Source organism: Streptomyces sp. NPDC058650, assembly GCF_042717315.1.
GTDB lineage: Bacteria > Actinomycetota > Actinomycetes > Streptomycetales > Streptomycetaceae > Streptomyces.
Genome location: NZ_JBHXRL010000005.1, coordinates 260,066 through 283,851 on the forward strand (window position 1 = coordinate 260,066; position 23,786 = coordinate 283,851).

The 23,786-nt window shown below is 72.7% G+C and carries 18 protein-coding genes; 12 read left to right on the top strand and 6 right to left on the bottom strand.

The genetic code is table 11. From position 1 onward, the window contains the following. The first annotated feature begins 44 nt into the window (after window positions 1-44). Window positions 45-788, top strand: coding sequence for a polyphosphate--glucose phosphotransferase (gene ppgK, locus ACFWWU_RS11455; protein WP_384142483.1), 744 nt, complete (start codon window positions 45-47; stop codon window positions 786-788). 267 nt (window positions 789-1,055) lie between these two features. Here ppgK and ACFWWU_RS11460 read toward each other — a convergent pair whose 3' ends face one another. Further along, window positions 1,056-1,637, bottom strand: a complete 582-nt coding sequence (locus ACFWWU_RS11460) for a DUF6542 domain-containing protein (protein ID WP_384142890.1) — start codon at window positions 1,635-1,637, stop codon at window positions 1,056-1,058. A 341-nt stretch (window positions 1,638-1,978) separates the two neighbouring features. Between ACFWWU_RS11460 and ychF the strand changes: the two genes are divergently transcribed. The 3 genes from ychF (at window position 1,979) to ACFWWU_RS11475 (ending at window position 6,855) form a co-directional block, all read left to right on the top strand. Continuing rightward, window positions 1,979-3,067, top strand: a complete 1,089-nt coding sequence (gene ychF / locus ACFWWU_RS11465; protein ID WP_384142486.1) for a redox-regulated ATPase YchF — start codon at window positions 1,979-1,981, stop codon at window positions 3,065-3,067. A 226-nt stretch (window positions 3,068-3,293) separates the two neighbouring features. Beyond that, window positions 3,294-5,954, top strand: coding sequence for a BTAD domain-containing putative transcriptional regulator (locus ACFWWU_RS11470; protein WP_384142489.1), 2,661 nt, complete (start codon window positions 3,294-3,296; stop codon window positions 5,952-5,954). 103 nt (window positions 5,955-6,057) lie between these two features. Then, complete coding sequence (locus ACFWWU_RS11475) at window positions 6,058-6,855, top strand: DUF4232 domain-containing protein (protein WP_384142492.1); 798 nt, start codon at window positions 6,058-6,060, stop codon at window positions 6,853-6,855. A gap of 67 nt (window positions 6,856-6,922) precedes the next feature. On the opposite strand, the gene ACFWWU_RS11480 is transcribed toward ACFWWU_RS11475, so the two are convergent. Beyond that, window positions 6,923-8,092, bottom strand: coding sequence for a pyridoxal-phosphate dependent enzyme (locus ACFWWU_RS11480; RefSeq protein ID WP_384142495.1), 1,170 nt, complete (start codon window positions 8,090-8,092; stop codon window positions 6,923-6,925). 141 nt (window positions 8,093-8,233) lie between these two features. Between ACFWWU_RS11480 and ACFWWU_RS11485 the strand changes: the two genes are divergently transcribed. After that, the gene (locus ACFWWU_RS11485; RefSeq protein ID WP_384142498.1) at window positions 8,234-9,808 is read left to right on the top strand and encodes a S8 family serine peptidase; all 1,575 of its coding nucleotides are present in this window, start codon (window positions 8,234-8,236) and stop codon (window positions 9,806-9,808) included. Between the two features lie 161 nt (window positions 9,809-9,969). Next, a complete protein-coding gene (locus ACFWWU_RS11490; protein WP_384142501.1) occupies window positions 9,970-11,178 on the top strand; it encodes a DUF4190 domain-containing protein in 1,209 nt (402 codons plus the stop codon). Between the two features lie 128 nt (window positions 11,179-11,306). On the opposite strand, the gene ACFWWU_RS11495 is transcribed toward ACFWWU_RS11490, so the two are convergent. After that, entirely contained in the window at window positions 11,307-12,641 is a 1,335-nt protein-coding gene (locus tag ACFWWU_RS11495) for a glycoside hydrolase family 18 protein (protein ID WP_384142504.1), read from the bottom strand. Window positions 12,642-12,949: 308 nt separating this feature from the next. On the opposite strand from ACFWWU_RS11495, the gene ACFWWU_RS11500 reads away from it, so the two are divergent. From ACFWWU_RS11500 to ACFWWU_RS11520, 5 genes are all read left to right on the top strand, one after another. Further along, complete coding sequence (locus ACFWWU_RS11500) at window positions 12,950-13,702, top strand: GntR family transcriptional regulator (protein ID WP_384142507.1); 753 nt, start codon at window positions 12,950-12,952, stop codon at window positions 13,700-13,702. 549 nt (window positions 13,703-14,251) lie between these two features. Then, a complete protein-coding gene (locus ACFWWU_RS11505; RefSeq protein WP_384142510.1) occupies window positions 14,252-14,431 on the top strand; it encodes an SPOR domain-containing protein in 180 nt (59 codons plus the stop codon). 40 nt (window positions 14,432-14,471) lie between these two features. Next, window positions 14,472-14,945 (top strand): (deoxy)nucleoside triphosphate pyrophosphohydrolase, encoded by a 474-nt coding sequence (locus ACFWWU_RS11510; protein ID WP_384142512.1) that lies wholly within the window; start codon window positions 14,472-14,474, stop codon window positions 14,943-14,945. Window positions 14,946-15,088: 143 nt separating this feature from the next. Next, window positions 15,089-15,511: an ATP-binding protein gene (locus tag ACFWWU_RS11515; RefSeq protein WP_384142515.1), complete on the top strand. Its 423-nt coding sequence runs from the start codon at window positions 15,089-15,091 to the stop codon at window positions 15,509-15,511. 144 nt (window positions 15,512-15,655) lie between these two features. Further along, window positions 15,656-18,223 carry a SpoIIE family protein phosphatase gene (locus ACFWWU_RS11520; protein ID WP_384142518.1) on the top strand — a complete coding sequence of 856 codons (2,568 nt, stop codon included), beginning with the start codon at window positions 15,656-15,658 and terminating at the stop codon, window positions 18,221-18,223. Between the two features lie 56 nt (window positions 18,224-18,279). Here the strand turns inward: ACFWWU_RS11520 and ACFWWU_RS11525 are convergent, their stop codons facing one another. Together ACFWWU_RS11525 and ACFWWU_RS11530 are read right to left on the bottom strand one after the other, a co-directional pair. Further along, the gene (locus ACFWWU_RS11525; protein WP_384142521.1) at window positions 18,280-18,987 is read right to left on the bottom strand and encodes a PspA/IM30 family protein; all 708 of its coding nucleotides are present in this window, start codon (window positions 18,985-18,987) and stop codon (window positions 18,280-18,282) included. Between the two features lie 50 nt (window positions 18,988-19,037). After that, window positions 19,038-21,146 carry a TPM domain-containing protein gene (locus ACFWWU_RS11530; protein WP_384142524.1) on the bottom strand — a complete coding sequence of 703 codons (2,109 nt, stop codon included), beginning with the start codon at window positions 21,144-21,146 and terminating at the stop codon, window positions 19,038-19,040. A gap of 151 nt (window positions 21,147-21,297) precedes the next feature. Between ACFWWU_RS11530 and ACFWWU_RS11535 the strand changes: the two genes are divergently transcribed. Beyond that, window positions 21,298-22,305 (top strand): hypothetical protein, encoded by a 1,008-nt coding sequence (locus ACFWWU_RS11535; RefSeq protein ID WP_384142527.1) that lies wholly within the window; start codon window positions 21,298-21,300, stop codon window positions 22,303-22,305. Between the two features lie 280 nt (window positions 22,306-22,585). Here ACFWWU_RS11535 and ACFWWU_RS11540 read toward each other — a convergent pair whose 3' ends face one another. Further along, window positions 22,586-23,674, bottom strand: coding sequence for a LacI family DNA-binding transcriptional regulator (locus ACFWWU_RS11540; RefSeq protein ID WP_384142530.1), 1,089 nt, complete (start codon window positions 23,672-23,674; stop codon window positions 22,586-22,588). Window positions 23,675-23,786 lie beyond the last annotated feature (112 nt).

Below are 23,786 nucleotides of genomic sequence, written 5' to 3' on the forward strand. Positions count from 1 at the left end.
CTCCACAAGGAGTAAGTCCCGGCCGCAGCCCTTACCGTGGGTCCATGAACGTCTTCGGAGTGGACATCGGCGGCTCGGGCATCAAGGGCGCCCCTGTGGACCTGGAGCGCGGAGCGCTCGCCGAGGAGCGCCACAAGGTACTGACCCCGCAGCCCGCCACACCCGACGGTGTGGCGGGCTGCGTCGTGGAGGTCGTGGAGCACTTCGGCTGGACCGGACCGGTGGGGGTGACCTTCCCGGGCGTGGTGACGGGCTCCACGATCCGTACCGCCGCCAACGTCGACAAGGCCTGGATCGGCGTCGACGCGGGCACTCTCCTGAGCGAGCGGCTCGGCGGCCTCCCGGTGACCGTCCTGAACGACGCGGACGCGGCGGGGGTCGCGGAGATGACCTTCGGCGCGGGCCGGGGCCGCAAAGGCACGGTGATCCTCCTGACGCTCGGCACGGGCATCGGCTCGGCCCTCTTCGTCGACGGCAGGCTCGTCCCCAACACGGAGCTGGGCCACCTGGAGCTGAAGGGCCACGACGCGGAGCGTCGGGCCTCGACGAAGGCCAAGGAGGACGAGGACCTCACCTGGGAACACTGGGCGAAGCGCCGGCTATCGAAGTACCTGGCGCACGTGGAGATGCTGTTCTCGCCGGAGCTGTTCATCATCGGCGGCGGGGTGAGCCGCAAGGCAGACAGGTTCCTCCCGCTCGTCGAGGGCATCCGCGCGGAGATCGTCCCGGCGGAGCTGCAGAACAACGCGGGGATCGTGGGCGCGGCGATGGCGGCGGGCGAGTCCTGACGGGGCACGGATTCGGCGGGCGCCGCCGAATCCGTACGAGCCGGGCGACGCGACCGAACGCTCCGACAGGGCTGGGCGACAGCCCTATGTGACGGGGCTGGGCGATGGGCTACGCGACAGGGCTACGCGAACGGGCCTGCGCGACAGGGCTGGGCGACGGGCCTACGTGACAGGAGCTACGCGACGGACCTGCGTGACAGGGCTACGTGACAGGGCTACGCGACGGGCCTACGCGACAGGGCGACGCGACGGACTTGCGTGACAGGGCTACGCGACAGGGCGGCGGCCGGGTGCCGAAGGCCGCCCACTCGCCTTCTCACCCGCGGCAGCGGCAGCGGCGGCGGCGGCGGTGGTGGCCCGCTGCTGGCGGCGCCCCATGTCCCGTACCTTCCGCACGCTCGTGATGAGCCCGGCGACGAGGGTGCCGCCGTACAGCCACCCGGCGTGCACGGCGAGCGCGGTCACGACGGCCATGGCCTGGCCGCCGAGCCCACCGCTACCGCCCGCGATGGGGACGACCCCGACGGCGAAGGCGATGGGCACGCTGATCGGGGCGGTGACGAGGTCGGCGGTACGGACCCACAGCGCGGCCAGGGCGCTGACCGGCAGGAACAGCAGCCCGAAGACGACCGGGGAGCCGTCGAGGATCAGCCGGTCGAGGAATCCGATCACCAGCATGACGGCGGCGGCGAACAGCCCGGCGCCGAGCCCGGTGAGCCGGGGCGAGGGGAGCCGCCGCAGGGCGAGGACGACGGGCGGCACCGGCCGTGCTCCGGGTGCCGTTCCCGGCCGCCCCGCACCGCGCCCGGGAACGGCGCCCGCCGCTCCCGCGGCCCCGGCCCGCTGCACGCGTGCGCCGCCGGCGCCCCGCCCGGCCCTGCCGGTCACGCGGTAGACGGCCACGCCCTCCACGGCCACGCCCTCCACGGCAGCGCCCTCCACGAGCGCGCCGGGCGGCGTCACGGGCGGCGTGACGGGGTTTTGCGGCCGTCGGCGGCCTTGCGGCTGACTTGTCCTGTGCTGCTCCACCCCACCAACGTAGGTCGGGAAAGGGCGGGAACCGGGTCCGGGACACGCCCTTTGGGTGACCTTGCCCCCGAGATCGACCGAAGGTCGGCGTCACTGGCCGGTTCACCCCGCCCGTAAACTGGGGGATCGGCCCACCATCCACACTTCAGGAAGTCGCCACCGTGTCGCTCACGATCGGAATCGTCGGTCTGCCGAATGTCGGCAAGTCGACCCTGTTCAACGCCCTGACCAAGAACGACGTGCTGGCGGCCAACTACCCGTTCGCCACGATCGAGCCGAACGTCGGCGTCGTCGGCGTCCCGGACGCCCGTCTGGCCGTCCTCGCGGGCATCTTCGCGTCGCAGAAGATCCTCCCCGCGACGGTGGACTTCGTCGACATCGCCGGCATCGTGCGCGGTGCTTCGGAGGGCGAGGGCCTCGGCAACAAGTTCCTCGCGAACATCCGCGAGTCGGACGCGATCTGCCAGGTCATCCGCGCCTTCAAGGACGAGAACGTCGTCCACGTCGACGGCAAGGTCTCGCCCAAGGACGACATCGAGACGATCAACACGGAGCTGATCCTCGCGGACCTCCAGTCGATCGAGAAGGCGGAGCCGCGCCTGACGAAGGAGTCCCGCCTCCAGAAGGAGAAGGTCGCGGTCCTCGCGGCCGTCCTCGAGGCCAAGAAGATCCTCGAAGCGGGCGACACCCTCTTCTCGAAGGGCATCGCCAAGGGCACGGAGCAGGGCGACCTCCTCCACGAGCTGCACCTCCTCACCACGAAGCCCTTCCTCTACGTCTTCAACGTGGACGAGGACGAGCTGACGGACGAGGCCTTCAAGGACGAGCAGCGCGCGCTGGTCGCCCCCGCCGAGGCCATCTTCCTGAACGCGAAGCTGGAGCAGGAGCTCATCGAGCTGGAGGACGACGAGGCCCTCGAACTCCTCCAGTCGGTCGGCCAGGAGGAGCCGGGCATGGCCACCCTGGGCCGCGTCGGCTTCGCCACCCTGGGCCTCCAGACCTACCTGACGGCAGGCCCGAAGGAAACCCGCGCCTGGACGATCAAGAAGGGCGCCACCGCCCCCGAGGCGGCCGGCGTCATCCACACCGACTTCCAGCGCGGCTTCATCAAGGCGGAGATCATCTCCTTCGCCGACCTGGTCGAGTGCGGCTCGGTCGCAGAGGCCCGCGCGAAGGGCAAGGCCCGCATGGAGGGCAAGGAGTACGTGATGCAGGACGGCGACGTGGTGGAGTTCCGCTTCAACGTCTGATCGCAGCCAAGGGGCCGGACCCTGATGAGTCCGGCCCCTTCCGCGTGTCCGGGTGGGCCTGCAGTCGGAGTGGGGCGGCGTGGGCTCGTCGACGTCACCGCCATGTGCGGATTCGGACGGCGAGGGCGGGATCGGGGATCTCCACGTCGCGGGCGACCCCTTCGGCCCACGTATCCTCGACTGCTGGGGATCGGGGGACGGGGGACAAGGATCGCGGAGGTATCAGGTGGAGTTCCGGCTGCTCGGCTCCGTTGCGCTGGTGACGGAGAACGGCGACGTAGCCCTGGGGCCCGCCAAGCGGTCCACTCTGCTCGCCATGCTCCTGCTGCGGCCCAACGGCGCCGTGAACGTGCAGCAGTTGATCGACGCACTGTGGGAGGACGAGCCGCCCACGCACGCCAAGACCGTCCTCCAGGGGCACGTCTCGCGGCTGCGGGCGCTGCTCGCCGAGCACGGGGCGGAGGCGTACGGGGTCGAGCTCGCCACCCAGGGCTCGGCGTACGTGCTGCGCCTCCCGGAGTCGCTCGTCGACGCCCACCGCTTCGAGGAGCTCGTCGCGCTCGCCGGGGTGCAGCGCCATCCCGGTGACGCCGTGCGGATGCTGCGCGAGGCGCTCGCGTACTGGCAGGGGCCCGCGCTCACCGGGACCGTGCACAGCAGGCCGCTGGAGGCGGCGGCCGGGGGGCTCGAGGAGCTTCGGCTGGCCTCCGTGGAGGCCCTGGCCGCGGCGTACGGCGCGCTCGGTGAGCACGGACGGGCCGCCGCCGTCCTCCGTACCGAGGCCGTCGCCCACCCCCTGCGCGAGTCCCTGGCTGCCGCGCTGATGCTGGCGCTCGGCCGCGCCGGGCGCCAGTCGGACGCCATCGACTGGTACCACCGCACCCGGCGGCTGCTCGCGGAAGAGCTCGGGGTGGACCCCGGCGAGGCGCTCGCCGAGGCGTACGCGACGCTCCTCCGTTCCGCCGAGCCCGCCGCCCGCGTCCCCCGCCCGCCCCTCCCGGTCGAGGCGTCCGTCGCGTTCGCGGCGCCGGAGCAGCTGCCGCGCGCGCCGCGCGGCTTCACCGGCCGGGGCGCCGAACTGGCCGCCCTCGACCGGGCCGTCGGCGGTGTCGTCGCGCCCCTCTGTCTCGTCACCGGACCCGCCGGCGTCGGCAAGTCGGCGTTCGCCGTCCACTGGGCGTACGAGCGGCGCGCCGGCTTCCCCGACGGTCGACTTTTCGCCGATCTGCGCGGCTTCAGCGACACCCCGGCGCCCGAGACCGCCGCCGTCCTCCGCGAGTTCCTGCTCGCGCTCGGTGTCCCGGCGCTGCGGATCCCGGAGGCCGCCGACGCGCGCGGCGCGCTCTTCCGCTCCCTCACGGCGGGCCGCCGGCTGCTCGTCGTCCTCGACAACGCGCGCTCCTCCGAGCAGGTCAGGCCGCTGCTCCCCGGCGGCGACCTCTGCGCGACGGTCGTCACCAGCCGCGACCGGCTCAGCGGCCTCATCGCCTCCGACGCCGCCCGGCCCGTGCCGCTGGGCCATCTGCCGCCCGCCGACTCGGCCGCCCTGCTCGCCACCGTACTCGGCGAGGCGCGGGTCGCCGCCGAGCCCGCCGCCGCCGAGCGGCTCGCCGGACTCTGCGACGGACTGCCCCTCGCGCTGCGCGTCACGGCGGCCCGGCTCGCCGAACGGCCGCAGTGGACACTCGACGTCATGGTCGGCGAACTCGCCGACGAGCAGGTCCGGTTGACGCTCCTCGACGTGGAGGACGTCGGGGTGTCCGCCGCGCTGCGCCTCACCGTGCAGCAGCTGCCCGACTCCGCCGCCCGGATGTTCCGCGCGCTCGGCCTGCACACCGGTTCCGACCTGGACTGCTTCGCGGCGGGCGCGCTCGCCGGCACGTCCCCCGCCCACGCCTCCGCCGACCTGGACCGCCTCGCCGCCGCCCACCTCCTCGCCGAGGCCGTCCCCGGCCGCTGGACCCCGCACGACCTGGTGCGCCTCTACGCCCGCAGCGTCGCCCCGGAGGCCGACCCCGAGGGCCTGCCCCGCCTCCTCGACCACTACCTCTACACGGGACTCGCCGCCGACGCCGCCGCCGAACCGGGCTCCCAGCCCTGCTACTCGCTGCCCGCGGACGCCCGACGGCCCGCCGCGACACGGGAGTTCGAGGACCGCTCGGCGGCGCTCGACTGGTACGTGGCCGAACGCCCCGCCCTGGAAGGCGCGGTGGCCGCCGCCGCGGCCCTCGGCCTGCACGACCGGGCCTGGCGCCTCGCCCTCGTGCAGTGGCCGCTGATGCTCATGCGGATCGGGGACGGCTGGACGCCGCTCCTGGAGGCCGGGCTCGCCTCGGCCGAGCACGTGGGCGACCTCGACGCGCAGTCGCGGACGCGGGCGCTCCTCGGCTGGGTGCTGCACGAGGAAGGGCGGGACGCCGAGGCGCTCGTCCACCTGGAGAAGGCGCCGATCCTCGCCGCCCGGGCCGGGGACGCGGTCAGCGAGGCGATCGCGTACGTCAATTACGCCGCCGTCCTGGACGCGACCGGGGAGCACGAGCGGGCCGGACTGCTCATGGTCCACGCGGTCTCCCTCGCCGACCGCACCGGCCATCCGTCCACCCAGGTGCTGACCCTCCACCATCTGGCGACGCACTGCCTGAAGGCCGGCGAGTACGACGAGGCGCTCGCCCACACCGTTCGCGCGGGGGAACTGGTCACACCCGACGCGGTGGTCGTCCTGGCGCAGTTGCAGATCGTCCGGGGCGAGGCGCTGGCCGGCATAGGTCGCCTTGAGGAGGCCGCTGACCAGCTTAAACGGGCGATCGTCGCGGCCGACGCGGCCGGGTTCACCGAGGGTTCCGCGCGGGCCGCGGAGCGGCTTTCGCGGCTGTCAGCGGATCGTTAGCGGTACGCAAGCCGTTCGGCAGCGGGGGGCCGGAAGCTGGATACAGCACGCAGTACGGACCTAGTTACCGCGTCGACCTACAGCTTCACGGGGGAGAATCACCATGCGTACGACCATGCGTACCCACCACAAGACCACCGTCCTGGCCGCGGCCGCGATCACCGCCCTCTCGCTGGGTCTGACCGCCTGCGGCGGCGACACCGGCGCCAAGGACGCGGGGAGCGCGAGCAGCTCGCAGCAGGCCGCCGCCGGCACCTCGGACAAGGGCACGGCGGACACCGCCTCCGGCGGCACCGGCTCGACGGGCTCGGGCACCACCGGCACGACCGGCACCACCGGCTCCACCGGATCGGGCGACACCGCCGGTGCGGCCGACCAGGCCTCGGTGAAGGGCGCGACCGCGGGCGGCTCCACGAGCAAGGCCGGCGGCTCCACCGGATCCTCCACCGGCGGCAAGACCTCCGCCAAGGCCCCGGCCTGTGCCCACGGCGACGTCAAGATCACCGCGGCGAAGGCGGACGAGGTTCCCACCGAGCACATCGTCCTCACCGCCACCAACGTCTCCGGCAGCTCCTGCACCCTCCTCCAGTACCCGCTGATCGCCTTCGGCGACATCCAGACGGCCAAGGACGTCCCGGCCGTCGCGAAGAGCAAGCCGGCCGCCCCGATCGTCCTGAAGCCCGGCAGCCCGGCGTACGCCAACGTGCGCGTCGCGCTCGGCGGCGTCGACGAGGAGAACAAGGTCGTGAAGAGCTTCAACGTGAACCTCTTCGCCGCCGACGGCCCGGCCGAGGGCAGCATCGTCGTCAAGGCCCCCGCCGGCGGCATCGCCGTCGACGAGGCCGCCGCCAAGACGGGCTACTGGACGTACGAACTGCGCAGCGGCGCCGACGAGTTCTGATCGGTACGAGGGCGGGCCACGCCCAGCGCCTGTCCGGCTGATCAGTGTCGGACAGGCCGCACACGCCCTAGCGCGCCGGCCCCGTCTTCGCGCCCGCCCCGCACAGCGGCACCACGGTGAGGCCGGGGCGCTGCTGGGCGGCGGCGACCGCCGCCCAGCAGGCCACGCCGGTGGCCTCGACGAAGAGCCCGCGGGCCGCCAGGTCCCGCTGTGCCGTGCGGATCTGGTCGTCCGTCACCGTCAGGAACGTGCCGCCCGTCCCGCGTACCGCCCGGAGGATCTGGCGGGCTCGGGGCGGCGCCGGGATCGCGATGCCCTCGGCGAGGGTGGGGCGGGAAGGGGCCGGGGCGCTGATGTCGTCCGCGCCCGCGTGGAAGGCGGTCGCCAGGGGGGAGACGGCCTCGGCCTGGACGGCGACGAGGGCCGGCCGGGTGTCCGTGAGGCCCTGACGGCGCAGTTCGCCGAGGGCGAGGGCGGCGCCGAGGAGCAGCGTGCCGTTGCCGACGGGGACGACGATCGTGTCGGGGAGCCGGCCGCCGAGCTCCTCCCAGAGCTCGTACACGTAGGTCTTGGTGCCGTGCAGGAAGTACGGGTTGTACACGTGCGAGGCGTAGAACGTGCCGGGCGCGTCGGCGGCCTCGCGGGCCGCCCGGGCGGTGGCCTCGCGGTCGCCGGGCACCTCGACGACGCGGGCTCCGTGCGCCCTGATCTGCTCCAGCTTCTTCGGGGACGTGCCCTCGGGTACGTACACGAGGGTGTCGAGCCCGGCCCGCGCGCCGTACGCGGCGATCGCCGTGCCCGCGTTGCCGCTGCTGTCGGCCACGACCCGGTCGAGGGCCCCGGCGCGCGCCAGGCGCAGGGCGTGCGCGGCGAGCATCACCGCGCCCCGGTCCTTGAAGGACAGCGTCGGCATGAGGAAGTCGAGTTTGGCCGAAACCGACTCCGTGAGGGGGACGAGCGGCGTGCGGCCCTCCCCGAGGGTCACCTCGGGTCCGTACGGCATCGGCGGCAGTGCCTCCGCGTACCGCCACAAGGAATTCACACGTGACGCGAGGGACGCGAGTGGCGGGAGGGATGGCGGTGGCGGCGTGAAGTCCAGGTCCCAGGGGCCTCGGCACGTCGGACAACACCAGGTGAGCGCGTCCGTGGGGGAGTGGACACGGCACCGGGAGCACACGTAGGCGGTCACGGGGCCCAGGATGGCAGCCGTGTGACGCGGGTGTGTCGGGTACGGCATGACCCTTGTGTGATTCCTATGGATCCGTCAATCTTTCGCTCGGCAGCCGGACATGCGGAACGGCGCGGACATCTCGCGTCGTCTTGTCATGTTCATGCCTTCCCCCACAGCAACGCACCACCAATGAGGAGGACCCCTCACATGTCAGTGATGCGTGACTCACGTCGCCGAATAGCCACCGCCGCGGCCATCGCCGTCGCAGCCCTCGCCCTCGGCTCCGCCTCCACCCTCCCGGCCGCCGCCTCGCCGGCCGCCGCGGAGGGCGTCATCGAGAACGCCGGAGCCGAAGGCACCATCGCGGGCAGCTACATCGTCACCCTCGACGAGTCCGCGCAGGCGGAGACCGCCAAGGGCCGGGCGGTCGCCGCCAAGTTCGGCGCGAAGATCAAGCGGACGTACACCTCGGCGATCAACGGCTACTCCGTCGAGCTCTCCGAGGCGCAGGCGAGGAAGCTCGCGGCCGACCCCGCCGTGAAGTCCGTCGTGCAGAACCGCGTCTTCACGATCGACGGTACGCAGCCCTCCCCGCCGTCCTGGGGCCTCGACCGGGTCGACCAGAAGGCCCTCCCGCTGAACCAGAGCTACAGCTACCCGGACACCGCGGGCCAGGGCGTCACCGCGTACATCATCGACACCGGTGTCCGCATCAGCCACAGCGACTTCGGCGGCCGCGCCGCCAACGGCTACGACGCCATCGACAACGACAACACCGCCCAGGACGGCCACGGCCACGGCACGCACGTCGCCGGCACCGTCGGCGGCACGGCCCACGGCGTCGCCAAGAAGGCCAAGATCGTCGGCGTCCGCGTCCTCGACAACTCCGGCTCCGGCACGACCGAGCAGGTCGTCGCGGGCATCGACTGGGTGACGCGGAACGCCGTCAAGCCGGCCGTCGCCAACATGAGCCTCGGCGGAGGCGTCGACACCGTCCTCGACGCCGCCGTCCGCAACTCGATCGCCTCGGGCGTCACGTACGCCGTCGCCGCGGGCAACGACAGCTCCAACGCCTCCAACTACTCGCCGGCGCGCGTCGCGGAGGCCATCACGGTCGGCTCCACGACCAGCACCGACGCCCGCTCCAGCTTCTCCAACTACGGCACGGTCCTGGACATCTTCGCCCCGGGCTCCTCCATCAAGTCGGCCTGGAACACCAACGACACCGCCACCAACACCATCTCCGGTACGTCGATGGCGACCCCGCACGTCGCGGGCGCCGCGGCCGTCTACCTCGCCGGCAACCCGACGGCGACCCCGGCGCAGGTCTCCACGGCCCTGACGACCGCCGCCACCCCGAACGTCGTCACCAACCCCGGCAGCGGCTCCCCGAACCGGCTGCTCTTCGTCGGTGGCGGCGGCACCACCCCGCCCACCGGACCGAAGTTCGAGAACACCGCGGACTTCGCCATCGCCGACAACGCGACCGTGGAGTCCCCCGTCACCGTCAGCGGCGTCACGGGCAACGCCCCCGCCGCCCTCCAGGTGCCGGTCGGCATCGTCCACACCTACATCGGTGACCTCCAGGTCCAGCTGATCGCCCCCGACGGCTCGGCGTACACGCTGAAGGCCTTCGGCACCGGCGGCAGCGCGGACAACATCAACACCACGTACACCGTGAACGCCTCCTCGGAGGTCGCCAACGGCACGTGGAAGCTGCGGGTCACGGACAACGCGAACGCCGACATCGGCAAGATCGACTCGTGGGGCCTGCAGTTCTGAGCCCGTGTTCGTAGCTGAACGGTGAGGGGCGGTCGCCTGCGGGCGGCCGCCCCTTCGACGTACCCGGGTCGAAGGATGCGGGGGCCGACCACGTACGATGCGCGCTCGTTCGTCTGTTCGCATCAGCCACCCAAAGCCGCCCCAACAGGAGCACGTCAGCCGTGGAGCCGACCCAGCCGCCCCAGCAGCCCCCGTCGCCCCAGGGCCCGCAGCAGCAGGGCTGGCCCGCCCCCGGCCCGTACACCTCCCCGGGGGGCCCGTACGCGGCCGGTCCCTACGGCGGCCCGCCCGGGATGCCCGGTCCTCCCGGCATGCCCGGTCCTCCCGGCCTCGGGCCCTACGGGCAGCCCCTGCGTTCCACCAACGGGCTCGCCGTCGGCTCCCTCGTCGCCGGCATCGTCTGCTGCCTTCCACCCCTCGGACTGGTCCTCGGCCTGATCGCCCTCCCGCAGATCAGGAAGAAGGACCAGACGGGCAAGGGGCTCGCGATCACGGGCATCGTCCTCTCCGCCGTCAGCTGCCTGCTGCTCGTCGTCGGTCTCGTGACCGGCGCCATCGGTTCGGCCGTCGACGCCTTCAACGAGGGCGTGGACGAGGCGGCGCGCACCAAGTCCCCGTTCGCGCTGCGCACCGGGCAGTGCTTCGGCGACGACAGCAAGCTGGAGGACTACGCGACGGACGTCGAGATCGTCGACTGCGCGAAGCCGCACGACGGCGAGGTCACCGGCAGCTTCAAGCTCACCGGCTACGGCAGCAAGTGGCCCGGCGAGTCCGAGATCGACGGGGTGGCGGAGAAGCGCTGCGAGACGATCAACTCCGCGTACGCACTGGACACCTGGGCCGTCCCCGTGGACGTGTGGGTGTACTACTACATGCCGACCGGCCAGAGCTGGCGCCTCGGCGACCGGACCGTGACCTGCGCGTTCGCGAGCGAGGAAGGGTCCTTCACCGGTTCGGTGCGGTCCGACGCGAGCACGCTGACCGCCGACCAGGAGCACTTCCTGAAGTCCGTCAACCCGATCGAGAAGGTCGGCTCCCTTGAGCCGGAGGACGACCCCGACGAGGACTTCGCGGCCAACAAGGCGTGGGCCGGGGAGATGCTGGCGGCGATCGAGGGGGCGCGCGCCGGCCTGGGGAAGCACTACTGGCCCGGCGCCTCCACGGCCCCGGTCGCGGCGCTCGGCAAGGAGCTCGACGCGGCCGCGAAGCAGTGGCGGAAGCTGGCAGGCGCGGCCGACGCGGACGCCTACTGGGAGGCGTACGACACGGCCTGGTACGCCGTGCCCGAGAACCTGGGCGCGAAGGCGCGGACCGGGCTCGGCCTGACGGACACGCCGCCGGTGGAAGAGGGCCCGAGCAGCTCGGCCTGACGGGCGACGGAAGGCGTACGAGTACGGGTACGGGTTGGGGGCGCCGGGACGGGCACGGGTTGGGGCGCCGGGTACGGGCGCGGGAACGGGGCCGGGTCTCCCTCGGGAGGCCCGGCCCCGCGTGTGTCTCAGCGGCGGGTCAGGCCCCGGTCGATCGCGGTGATCAGCTCACCGTCGGGGGTGTCGCCGTCCAGGGACCAGACCATGGCGCCGCCGAGGCCCCGCTGGCGGACGTAGGACGCCTTGGTGCGCAGCACGGTGGGGTCGTCGTAGGTCCAGAGGGTCGTGCCGTCGAAGAGCCAGGCGTGGCCGTTCCGGTAGCCGCGGTGGAGCGTGTACGTACCGGAGTCGGCGAGCTTCTTGAGGTGCTTGTAGTCCTCGGAGCCGGCGGCCCAGGTGGCGGGGGCGGGCCCGGTGGCGGACTGGCCGAGGCCGTCGCCGCCGCCGGTGACGCCCGTCCAGCCCTGGCCGTAGAAGGGCATGCCGACCACGAGCTTGTGCGCCGGGGCGCCGCGCCGCAGCCAGGACTTCACGGTCCCGTCGACGCTCCAGTCGTTCTTGGCGAAGAGCGCGGACTGCTGGGCGGTCGTCGTCTCGCCGGAGACGTGGAAGTCGTATCCCTGGAGGTTCACGAAGTCGAAGTCCCGCATGATCCTGGCGACTTCGAAGCCCGCGTCGATCTTGGCGGGGGCGGTGGGCACGTACGCGCTGAGGTCGTAGCGCTTGCGCTGGGGCAGTGAGCGCCCGTAGGCGTCGAGCTGGGTGCGGAACTCCCGTACGAGCTTGGTGAAGTTGGGCTTGTCCTCGGGGCGGATCACGTTCCCGGGGGCACCGTCCGAGCCGGGCCACTCCCAGTCCAGGTCGATGCCGTCGAAGAGGCCGGCGGCGGCTCCGGCGCCGCCGCGGGCGCCGTCGGCGGGCAGGTTGCCCTTGATGTACGTGTCGATGCAGGAGGCGACCAGCGTCTTGCGGCCGGCGTCGGTGCGCACGGCGTCGGAGAAGTGGGCCGATCCGCTCCAACCGCCCAGCGAGATCATGACCTTGAGGCCGGGGTTCTTCGCCTTCAGCTCGCGCAGCTGGTGGAAGTTGCCGGCGAGGGGCTGCTCGGCGGTGTCGGCGACGCCGTCCACCGAGTCGGCTGCTTCGACGGGGCGGACGTAGTCGGCCCACGGGTCGGAGCCGGGCACGTTGCCCATGAGGCACTTGCCGTTCGAACCGACGATGCCGAAGGCGTAGTTGATGTGGCTGAGCTTCGCGGCGGTACCGCTGGTCTCCAGGTCCTTGACCTGGAAGTCCCGCCCGTAGATGCCCCATTGGGTGAAGTACCCGATGCGCTTCAGCGCGTGGGTGGGCGAGGGGGAGGGCTGGTGCGCGTCGGCCGTGGGGGCCAGGGTGGCGAGGAGGCCGAGGGTGGCCGCGGCTGCGGCGCCGAAGGTCAGCTTGGTCAGGGCTCTGGGGCGCATGGGCTCGTTCCTGTGCGAGGCGGGATGGCGCGTGCGAGGTGGAGGGCCCGTGCGTGAGGGGCCGTACATGAGGGGCCGTACATGAGGGGCCGTACATGAGGGGCCGTGCAGGCAGGAACGTATTGGTCTGTACCAATAGAGGTCAAGGGGTGCGACGCCGTCCGAGCGTCACGTACTCCCGGTGACCGTGGGTAGCAAGGCCTGCGACCGGCGCGTCATCACTTCGAGTGAAACTTTGGCCCATGCTTGCGGATCGCGACCCTCGGTTGTCACTCTGTAGCTGTCAGTCAACCTGAGGGGAGTGTCCAGTGACATTCGGTGAGCAGCCCGCCTACTTGCGCGTGGCGAGCGATCTGCGGGAGAAGATCGCCAACGGCTCGCTTCCGCCCCACACCCGTCTCCCGTCGCAGGCGCGCATCCGCGAGGAGTACGGGGTGTCGGACACCGTCGCGCTGGAGGCCCGCAAGGTGCTCATGGCGGAGGGCCTCGTGGAGGGCCGCTCCGGCTCGGGGACGTACGTGCGGGAGCGCCCGGTGCCGCGCCGGATCGCCCGCTCCGGCTACCGCCCGGCGTCCGGCGCCACCCCGTTCCGGCAGGAGCAGGCGGCCGAAGGGGCCCGGGGGACCTGGGAGTCGAGCAGTGAGCAGGAGCCGGCGAGCCCCGAAGTGGCCGCCCGGCTCGACATCGAGCCGGGGGAGCGGGTGATGCGCACGCGGTACGTGTACCGGGACGGGGGCGAGCCCATGATGGTCTCCACCTCCTGGGAGCCGCTCGCGGTCACCGGCCGGTCGCCGGTGATGCTGCCCGAGGAGGGCCCGCTGGGCGGCTGCGGTGTCGTCGAGCGGATGGCGGCGATCGACGTGGTCGTGGACAACGTGGTGGAGGAGGTCGGCGCCCGCCCCGGCCTCGCCGAGGAGCTCCTCGTGCTCGGCGGGGTCCCGGGCCATGTGGTGATGGTCGTCGAGCGGACGTACTACGCGTCGGGGCGGGCCGTCGAGACGGCGGACGTCGTGGTGCCGGCCGACCGCTACCGCATCTCTTACCACCTGCCGGTCCGGTGATCCGGCACGCCGTGTTCCCGCCCCCGGGTCGCGGGCGCGCGCGCCGACCGATGAGCGGGTCCGACCGTCCGGGCGGTGTGACCGCGAGGTGACGGCACGTCAGCCGTGTAGCCGCCCGGCAATCGTGGACCGCGACGCGTCGTCACGCCCGGCTCCTGCCTTCCTCCTCCGTCCCCGCGATCCGGTCGGACGACGATCGGCGCCTCGATCGTGCCCAGATCGGCGAGCGGGCCGACTGGCTGCGCTTCATGCCCGCGAAGACGGAGGCCGACAAGCGCCGGCTGACCCCCCGTACATCGAGTCCCAGCGCGCCTGCCTGTACGCCGTGAACCCGGCCGGGCGGCGGCGCCGTCCTGCTGCCGCCGACCGTTCCCCAGGCTGCCCCGGGGCGTGAGCTTCGGCCTCCCTCCGTCAGTTACCGGCCGATCCGTATCTCTTTGTGCAAACTCATATCCGCTGTGTGAAGGTCAGGCGTAAGCTCCGGCATATGCGGATTGCGGTTTCCCGGAGATCGTTGGAGATGCCCGGACCGGCGGAGGGAGAAGCCTGATGAGCGACAGCGGCGCTGTTCTTCCCTGGCTTGTCATACGGCAGGACGACAACGGCAACCGCTACCGCGTGGGGCGGTATGCGACCAAGGACGAAGCCCATAAGGTCGCGGACAGTCTCGACGACCGCGGCCACAAGCAGCTCTACTGGGTCGAGCGCATCGGCACCCCGGCTCTCTGAGCCCGACGGGTGCCGCCCGCCCCGGGCTACGCTCGCGCCCATGACGGAACGCACCACCGACCCCACCGCGTCCCACGAGCGCCACCACGGCACCGACCCCGGTGTCGTGGTCGTCGTCGCGGGGGCCGTGTACGACCGGGGGCGCCTGCTCGCCGCGCGCCGCAGCGCCCCCGCCGAGCTCGCCGGCCGCTGGGAGCTCCCCGGCGGCAAGCTCGAACCGGGCGAGAGCCCCGAAGAAGCCCTGGTCAGGGAGTTGCGCGAGGAGCTCGGCGTCGAAACCGAACCGGGTGAGCGCATCCCCGGCGAGTGGCCGCTGAAGCCCGGATACGTCCTGCGGGTATGGACCGCCCGGCTGCTCTCCGGTGAGCCCCGCCCGCTGGAGGACCATGACGAGCTGCGCTGGCTCGCCCGGCACGAGCTGGACACGGTCGACTGGCTCGACCAGGACCGCCCGGCCGTCGCCGAGGCCGCGCTGCGGCTCCCGGCGGCTCCCGCCGACGGAGCGCGCGACTGAGTCTCTACGCCGTTCGTGCCACCGTGCGCCCATGGCTGCGCCCGACACGATATCCCGCACCAAATAGCGGGTATGTCCTGATTGGTCCCCTGGAAGGGGACGTGGGCCTTCCTGCTGACACACGGCTGGGGAAGTGATCGGGTGTGATCGACACCGACGGCGACTGTGCCGAGTGGAACTTCCCGGCAGAGGCCAATGCCGTGCGTACCGCCCGCCATGCGGTCCGCGAGACCCTGCGGGCGTGGGACCTGGACGCGGCCCTCGGCGATGTGACCGTCCTGCTGGTCAGCGAGCTGGTGACCAACTCCCTGCGCTACGCCTCCGGGCCCATCGGCGTCCGCCTGGTCCGCCCCCGGCTCGACGGAGCCGAGCCCTCCCCGCATCCCGCGCTGCTCGTGGAGGTTTCGGATCCACTTCCGGATCCCCCGACGGAGCGACCCGCCGGACCGGACGACGAGGGGGGTCGCGGACTCGGTCTGGTGGCCTGTTCCGCACGGCGCTGGGGGACCCGTAAAGGAAGGACGGGCAAAACCGTATGGTTCGAGCTGGCTCTCCCTGGTGAGTAAACAGGGTGGGACAACGATCACCGGCACTCGGCCCGAAGGGAACGAGACCACCCTGTGATCGTGAACGTCGTGCCGTCGGGGCCTGCCGTATTGAATACTGCGGGCATGGCCGGTCCGGTGCGGTGAGCTGGAGGGGACGGTCGCGTGAGCGAGATATCCGAGACGGCGAGCGGCTTCGTGTGGCAGAGCAGCCCGCCCGGCTCCATCTATGACTACATCCGGGTCGCGTCGTTCTCGATCGGGCCCGACGGCCTCGTCGAGCAGTGGAGCAGGCGAGCCGTGGACCTCTTCGGCGTCAGCGCCGAGGAGGCCAGGGGCAAGGACCCGGTCGAGGCCTTCATGCCCGCCGACCTGCGCGAGCGCGGTCATCGGCGGGTCAAGGAGATCCTCGACGGCAAGGAGTGGACGGGCCTCGTCCCCTTCCGCATGCCCGGCGAGGAGCGCCCCCACGGCATCGCCGAGATGTACGTCATGCCGAGCGAGACCGAGTCCGGGGAGCGGGCCGCGCTGTGCATCGTCGTCGACGTGCGCGCCCTCCGCCGCATCGAGACGGACCTCGCCGCCTCCCAGGCGATTTTCGGCCAATCCCCCTTCGGTTTTCTCCTCTTCGGTACCGACCTCACCGTGAAGCGGGCCAACCAGCGCTTCGCCACCGTCTTCGGCGGCTCGGCCGACGACCACCGCGGCCGGACGGTCCACGACTACCTCGCCCGGTCCGAGGCCGACCGGATGACCAGCGCCCTCCGGCGGGTCCTGGAGACCGGGGAGTCCGTCACCGACCTCCAGATCGTCGGCGCCGCCCCAGGCGCCCGGGACCGCCGCCACTGGTCCATCAACCTCTACCGCGTGCACAGCGGCTCCGGCCGGCCGATCGGCGTCGCCGGTCTCGGCATCGACGTCACCCGCCGCCACAACGCCGCCCGCGAGGCCGCCAGCGCCCGCCGCAACCTCGCCCTCCTCAACGAGGCCGGCGCCCGCATCGGCAACTCCCTCGACCTGGAGGCCACCGCCCGCGAACTGCTCGACGTCGCCGTACCCGGCTTCTGCGACCTCGCCTCCGTCGACCTCTACCAAGGCCTGCTGACCGGAGACGAAGCACCGCCGGGCAGGTGGGGCAGCTCCCACGACGTGGGCTACGGGGCAGGCAGCGCCGAACTCCGCAGGGTCGCCTTCGCGAGCGCCGTCGCCGACACGCCTCTCAGAACCGACGAGGGGCACGGGCCGGGCAGCGGCTGTTGCGGACCCGTACCGATCGACGTCGGGGCCGTCCACCGCTACCCGTTCAACTCGCCGTGCGCCGGAGCGCTGCGGACCGGACGGATCCGGACCGTGCCGGGCGCCGACGGCGAACTCGTCCAGTCCACGCTGGTCGTCCCGATGGTCGCCCACGACACCGTCGTCGGCCTCGTCCAGTTCTCCCGGACCAAGGGCAGCGAGCCCTTCGGGGAGCGCGACCGGGCCCTCGCCGTCGAACTCGCGGCCCGCGCCGCCGTCTGCATCGACAACGCCCGCCTCTACCGCCGCGAACACGAGCGGGCCCTCATCCTCCAGCGCAGCCTGCTCCCGCCCGGCGACCCCGAGGCCGCTGGACTCGACATCGCCTGCCGCTACCTGCCCGGCACCACCGCCACCGAGGTCGGCGGCGACTGGTTCGACGTCATCGAACTGCCCGGCCACCGCACCGCCCTCGTCATCGGGGACGTCATGGGCCGCGGCCTGCGCGCCGCCGTCGCCATGGGCGAACTGCGCACCGCCGTCCGCACCCTCGCCCAGCTCGACCTGGAGCCCGCCGAGGTCCTCTCCCACCTCGACGAGATCGCCCGCGGCCTCGGCGCCCCCATCGGCACCCAGCAGTCCCGCACGCACAAGTCCCGGGGCCCCGAACTCGCCGAGGTCTACCTCGCCACCTGCGTCTACGCGGTGTACGACCCGGTCACCCGCCGCTGCACCTTCGCCAACGCCGGCCACCTCCCGCCGCTGCTCGTCGAACCCGGCGAGGAGGCCCTGCTGCTCGACGTACCCCCCGGGATGCCGCTCGGGGTCGGCGGCGAGCCCTTCGAGGAGGTCGAGGTCGAACTGCCCGAGGGCGCCCTCCTCGCCCTCTACACCGACGGCCTCGTCGAGTCCCGCGACCATCCCCTGGACGAGGGACTCAGCGCCTTCCGACGCGCCCTCACCGACGCGTCCCGCCCGCTCGAGGACGTCTGCGACCGGGTCCTCACCAGCCTCGACACCGGGCACGGCGAGGACGACATCGCCCTCCTCATGGCCAGGATCCAGGGCCTGCCCAGCGAGGCCGTGGGCGACTGGCGGCTGCCCAGGGAGCCCCGCTCGGTCGGCCGGGCCCGCGAACTGGCCCGCGCCCAGCTGAAGGCCTGGGACCTCGAACCGCTCGTCGACACCGTCGAACTCCTCGTCAGCGAACTCGTCACCAACGCGCTGCGCTACGGCGAGGGAGAGATCCGGCTGCGCCTGCTGCGCGACCGCACCCTCGTCTGCGAGGTCTGGGACGCGGGCCTGGTCCAGCCGCGGCGCCGCCGGGCCAAGGACACCGACGAGGGCGGTCGCGGCCTCCAGCTGGTCGGGCTGCTCAGCTCCTCCTGGGGATCCCGCCGCACCCCGCGCGGCAAGACCGTCTGGTTCGAACTGGCCCTGCCGGACGGCGACGGGACGGCGGAACCCACGGTGGAACAGCTCCTCAGCATGTTCTGACCGATGCCACCCACGGCGGGCGGCATACCGCACCGCCCGCCCGAGCCAGGACCGGATCAGCCCTTGAGCGCGGCCAGCCGCGCCTCGATCTCCGCGCTGTCGCCGAGCGCGTCCAACTGCTCGAACTGGGCGTCCAGCGAGGAGGCGGCGAGCTCCTGCTTGCCCATCGCCTTCGCCTCCTCCCGGCGCACCTTGTCCTCGAAGCGGCTCAGCTCGCTGGTCGGGTCGAGGACGTCGACGGTCTTCACCGCGTCCATCATGCGGTTCTGCGCCTGCGCGGACTTGGCCCGCGCGACCAGCTCGTCGCGCTTCGCCCGGAGCTCGCCGAGCTTCGCCTTCATCTGGTCGAGGCCCGTCCTGAGCTTGTCCACCACCTCGGTCTGCGAGGCGATCGTCGGCTCCGCCGTCCGCGCCTCCTTCTCCGACTGGAGCTGGCGGCCCAGCGCCACCTTCGCCAGATTGTCGAACCGGTCCGCCTCCGCCGCCTGCCCGCCGGCCCGCAGCTCGTCCGCCTTCCGGCTGGCGGCCAGCGCCTTGCCGCCCCACTCCTTCGCCGCCTCCACGTCCTCCTGGTGGTCCTGCTCCATCAATCGGAGGTTGCCGATCGTCGACGCCACCGCCTCCTCCGCCTCCGAGATGTTGCTCGAGTAGTCGCGGATCAGCTGGTCCAGCATCTTCTGCGGATCCTCCGCCTGGTCCAGCAGCGCGTTGATGTTGGCCTTCGCCAGCTGGGTGACCCGGCCGAGAACGGTCTGCTTGCTCATGGCTCTTCTCCTTGAGAGGGACAGAACAGGGGACACGGAACGCGCGGTCCTCAGAACCGGCCGCCGCCGCCCCGCCGGCCGCGCGTGCCGCTGCCGCCGAAGCTGCCGGGCCCGCCGCCGAAACCTCCGCCCCCGAAACCCCCACCCGAACCTCCACCGAACCCCCCATGTCCGCCTCCCCTTCCCCCGCCGAACAGTCCGCCGAGGATGATGCCGCCGAGCACGGCACCGCCGAGCCCGCCGCCACCACTTCCTCCCACCCCTGTTACACCGCCCAAGCCGTTCGGGTTCCCATACGTCCGGACGTCCTGCTCGGCGAGGTCCTGCGCACGCCGGGCCAGCGCGTCCGCCTGCTGGGCCTCCGCGAGCGCGGCCTGCGGGTCCTCGGCGTCGGCCAGGACCCGCGCCTTCTCCCAGCGGCGCTGGGCCTCGGCCAGGCGCGTACGGGCCTCGGAACCCACGGCTCCCCGATGCGTGGTGATGTAGTCCGCGGCCGCTCCGATCGCCGAGCGGGCCGTCAGCATCGCCTGATCGAGGAGCGCACGGGCGCGCCGAGTGCCCGACTCGCGCTCCCGTGCGCCCTCCAGCGCCTCGTCGAGCGCCGCGTCGGCCTCCTCGACCCGGCGCAGCGTGTCGAGCGGGTCGTACCGGCCCGCCTCCACCGCTCGCCGGACCTCGGCGACCACCGACTCGGCCCGGGCGATCCGGCCCTGGAGATCGGCGGTGGAGACCCCTTCGGCCGTCCCCTTCAACAGGCCACGCGCGTCCGCGAGATCCGCGTCCGTCTCGGAGAGCGCGCCCGGCAGCTTGCCCACCGCCTCGGCCAGCTCCTGAGCCCGCCGGTCCACGGCCTCGACGAGCCGGGCCGCCTGGGCCACCGCGCCCTCGGCCGCCCGGATGTGCACGGCGGCCTCGCCGTTGTCCCCGGCGTCGATCTGCTGGCGGGCCTGGTTGATGTGCGTCGTCGCGAACACGAGCCGGTCCTTCGCCTGCTCGATGTCGCCGGCGACCGGGGACGCGGCCGAGTCCGCGTACCGCTCGCGCATCGCGGTCAGCGCCGCCTCGGCCATGCCCATGCGCCCGGTCTGCTCGCGGAAGCCGGTCTCGACCGAGGCCAGCGCCTCGGGAGCGTTCCGCTCCAGGGCCCGGAGCCGGTCGAAGTCCTCGCTCTCGGCATCGAGACGCGCGTCCGCCTCGGCGCAGCGCCGGAGGATCTCGTCGAGCATCCCCCGGCGGGTCGAGTCGTCCTCGGGAAAGGAGTCGTCGAGCTTCTGCCGCAGCCGGAACGAAGCCGTCAGCTGCTCCTTGGCGAAGGCGACCGCCTCGGTGAAGGGCTTCACCGCCTCCTCGCCGAACTGCGCGGACGCGAAGCCGAGCTCCTCCTGGCTGGTGCGGACGGCGTCGTCGGTGGCGACCAGCGCCACCCGGGCCTGCCCGTCGAGCTCGTCCAGGGACGGCGGCGCGGGCTCCTTCGGCGCGCCCCAGCCCTGGCCGCCCTGCGGGGTGGTGCGGGTCTCGGTCCGCCGGCGCCTCTTGGTGTACGCGTAGGCCGCGACGGCCCCCGCGCCGCCGACCAGCACCACCGGCAGGACCAGGTCGGTCGCCGAGGTGCCGTCGTCGGCCGGGGTGCCGGGGTCGGCGGGCCCGGGGGTGATCGCCGGAGCGGGGACGGGCAGTCCGGCGAGGACGGCGTCGTAGCCGTTCGCCGCGCCGATGGCGGCGCCCGCCCAGTCGTTCTGCCGCAGGGGCGGTTCGATCGCGGTCCGGGCCACGTCGTCCAGCTGGTCCTGGGTGAAGCGGGAGTCCGGGTCGGCGGAGTAGCCGTACTGCCGGTCGTGAGTGGCGACGGCGAGCAGCAGGTCCTCGACTCCGAGGCCGTTGCGCTCCGCGGTGGCGTCGGCCCAGCTCTGCGCCGAGCGCCCGGAGAAGTCCCGTACGTACACGACGAAGAGCTGCACCCGCCGGTCGTCGTAGAGCCGGTCGAGGGCCTGGGACACGGAGGCGCGGCGGTCGCCGAGAGCTCCCACCCGGTCGGTGATCTGCCCCTCGCGGGACAGGACGACGGGGTCGTCGGCGTGGGCACGGTGAACGGCGGGTACGAGGAGCCACCACGCCGCCACCAGTACCGCGAGAAGGGTTCGGGTGGCTATTCGCGTCACAAGTGGGAGGTTATGTCCGGGTATGCGGCTCCGCGACCGGGCCGATGCCATTCGGAAACCGTTCGAGGCCGTCCGGCGTCACTGTCTGTGGCCGCCTCTACGGTGGCGCCAGTGACACGACGGCTCTTGGGGGACTCGGGTGAACGGACGGTTGAGAGGCATATGGCGGCGGGGACGATGGTTCGTCCTCGGGCTGGTCCTGCTGCTCGTCGTGCCCCTGCTCACCGGCGCGATCGCGCTGCGCCTCACCTACACGGGAGACGTGAGGGAGGACGCGCGGACCCGGGGCAAGGACGCCATCTGGCTCGGCCACGCCTGGGTCGACGGGCGGAAGCAGGACGCCGACCTCGCCGCCTTCGCGGAGCGGATCAAGGGCACCGGGATCCGCGACCTGTACGTCCACGCCGGACCGCTGCGACACGACGGCACCCTGCCGGCGGCCAAGTACCCCCGGGCGAAGTGGCTGATCGACGCGGTCCACCGCACGATGCCCGGGATACGGGTGCAGGCGTGGCTGGGCGACGTCCTCGCCACGGAAGGACCCGACGGACTGCGCCTGGACAAGGCCGAATCCCGGGCGGCCGTCGTCACCTCGGCCCGGCAGATCCTGGACGCCGGCTTCGACGGCGTCCACTTCGACCTGGAGCCGCTGCTCTCCGACGACGGGAACTACCTGTCGCTCCTCGACGACCTGGGGGAGCTGACCCGGGCCCGGAAGGTACCCCTCTCGGTCGCCGCCCACCAGATCGACCCGGTGCCGGCCGCGCACACGGTGAACGGCGCGCTCACCGGCCGCGAGAAGTGGTGGTCGCAGGAGTTCTTCGGGCAGGTCGCCCGGCGCGTCGACCAGATCGCGGTGATGTCGTACGACACGTGGATGCCGCTGGAGGGCCTGTACGGCGGCTACGTCGCCCAGCAGACGACCCTCGCCCTCGAAGTGGCGCCCGAATCCACCGACCTGCTCATGGGCCTCCCCTTCTTCCATGAGGACGACCTCGGCCACCACGAGAACGCGGAGACCGTCGCCGCCGCGATCCGCGGCACGAGACTCGGCCTCGGGCGCACGGACCACGACCGCGAGCGGTTCGGTGTCGCGCTGTACGTCGACTTCGCCGCGGAGGAAGGGGACTGGGCGGCCTACCGCGAGGGCTGGCACTGAGCCGGTCGAGCCCGTACCCGTGGCGCGGTTCGAGGCGTACCGGCGCGAGCGCCACGAGGCCGCGCTCGCCGTCGATCCCGCCTCCGAGGTCGGGGACGTCGAGGCGGTGCGGGACGGCGTCCGGATCCACGGTCGGTGACGTACGGCTCGGTGGCCGGCCGGCCCTCCCCGACGGGGGCCCGGCGGAGCGGGGCTTCGTGCGTCGTGAGCCGGGAGACGTACGTCATCGCGGACCGCGTGGCTGATCTGTGGTGCGCGGCGACGGCGCTGCCCGACGCCTTCAGCAGCCGCAGCTCTGCCGCTTCGCGAGCGTCACCGGCAGCATCAGGGACTTCGGGGCGCGTTCGCGGTCGCCCAGGCGTTGGACGAGGAGCTCGACGGCCTCTTCGCCCAGGCGGCGCGTCGGGCGGCGGACCGTGGTGAGCGTCGGGCGGACAAGGCGGCTCAGCGGGATGCCGTCGAAGCCGGTCACGGCGATGTCGGCGGGGACCCGCAGGCCCCGCCGCTCCAGGGCCAGGAGCGCGCCGACCGCCATCTGGTCGCCGGCGAAGACCATCGCCTGCGGCGGCTCGCCGCTCCGGTCGAGCAGCGCTTCGGCCGCGCGGGCGCCCTCGGCCTGGGTCATCAGCGGCGCCCGTACGTCAGGGGCGTCCGGCACCGGGAGCCCGGCGTCGCGACAGGCCGCGGCGTACCCCGCGAACCGCGCCTCGACGTCCGGCGACTCCTCGGCCGCGCCGACGAAGACCAGGCGCCGCAGCCCGTGGTCCTCGATCAGGTGCCGGGTGAGGGCGCGCTGCCCGTCGGCGTCGGCGACCTCGATGTGGTCGAGGTGGTCGATCTCCCGGGGGCCGGCCAGCATCACGACCGGCAGACGGCGCGAGACGACCTCCAGTTCTTCGGCCGGCACGGTCCGCGCGAGGACGGCGAAGCCGTCGACCCGCCCCGCGATCTGGTGGACGAGCGTCTGCGGCCCGCCCTTCAGGGAGGCGGCGATCAGCAGCGCGTACCCGTGTCGCCGGGCCGCCCGCTCCATGCCCCGGATGATCCGGTCGCTGTAGAGCATGGCGGCGTCGTCGTCCTCGACGCCGTCCTCGGTCCCGATCGCGTCCGGGTCGGAGTGGTCGGGGAAGCAGAACCCGAGCACGCCCGTGGTCCGGCTGGCCAGGCCGCGCGCGCTGCCGCTCGGCACGTAGCCGAGCCCGCGGGCGGCCTCCAGGACCCGGTCGCGGGTCTGCGCGCGGACCGAGTCGGGGTTGCGGTACACCCGCGACACCGTGGCGATGGAGACGCCCGCGCGCTCGGCGACGTCGTACACCGTGGGGGCACTCACCGGCCGGCCATCCGTCCTCCTCGCGTGGTGAAAGCGCATTCACCGTAGGGCGGCGTCCGTCCCGGCGGCAACCACGCCCCCGCACGCTCGGGGCTCCACGCCACAAAGGAGGATGAGGCCGTCGGCCCCATGAGCCGGCACACCGAGGGGG

What these genes read in the sequence shown, in the direction of transcription:
- ppgK (WP_384142483.1), top strand. Translation starts at nt 45, where the DNA reads ATGAACGTCTTCGGAGTGGACATCGGCGGCTCGGGCATCAAGGGCGCC.
- ACFWWU_RS11485 (WP_384142498.1), top strand. Translation starts at nt 8,234, where the DNA reads ATGTCAGTGATGCGTGACTCACGTCGCCGAATAGCCACCGCCGCGGCC.
- ACFWWU_RS11525 (WP_384142521.1), bottom strand. Translation starts at nt 18,987, where the DNA reads ATGAGCAAGCAGACCGTTCTCGGCCGGGTCACCCAGCTGGCGAAGGCC.
- ACFWWU_RS11505 (WP_384142510.1), top strand. Translation starts at nt 14,252, where the DNA reads ATGAGCGACAGCGGCGCTGTTCTTCCCTGGCTTGTCATACGGCAGGAC.
- ACFWWU_RS11480 (WP_384142495.1), bottom strand. Translation starts at nt 8,092, where the DNA reads ATGCCGTACCCGACACACCCGCGTCACACGGCTGCCATCCTGGGCCCC.
- ACFWWU_RS11510 (WP_384142512.1), top strand. Translation starts at nt 14,472, where the DNA reads ATGACGGAACGCACCACCGACCCCACCGCGTCCCACGAGCGCCACCAC.
- ACFWWU_RS11540 (WP_384142530.1), bottom strand. Translation starts at nt 23,674, where the DNA reads ATGCGCTTTCACCACGCGAGGAGGACGGATGGCCGGCCGGTGAGTGCC.
- ACFWWU_RS11495 (WP_384142504.1), bottom strand. Translation starts at nt 12,641, where the DNA reads ATGCGCCCCAGAGCCCTGACCAAGCTGACCTTCGGCGCCGCAGCCGCG.
- ACFWWU_RS11475 (WP_384142492.1), top strand. Translation starts at nt 6,058, where the DNA reads ATGCGTACGACCATGCGTACCCACCACAAGACCACCGTCCTGGCCGCG.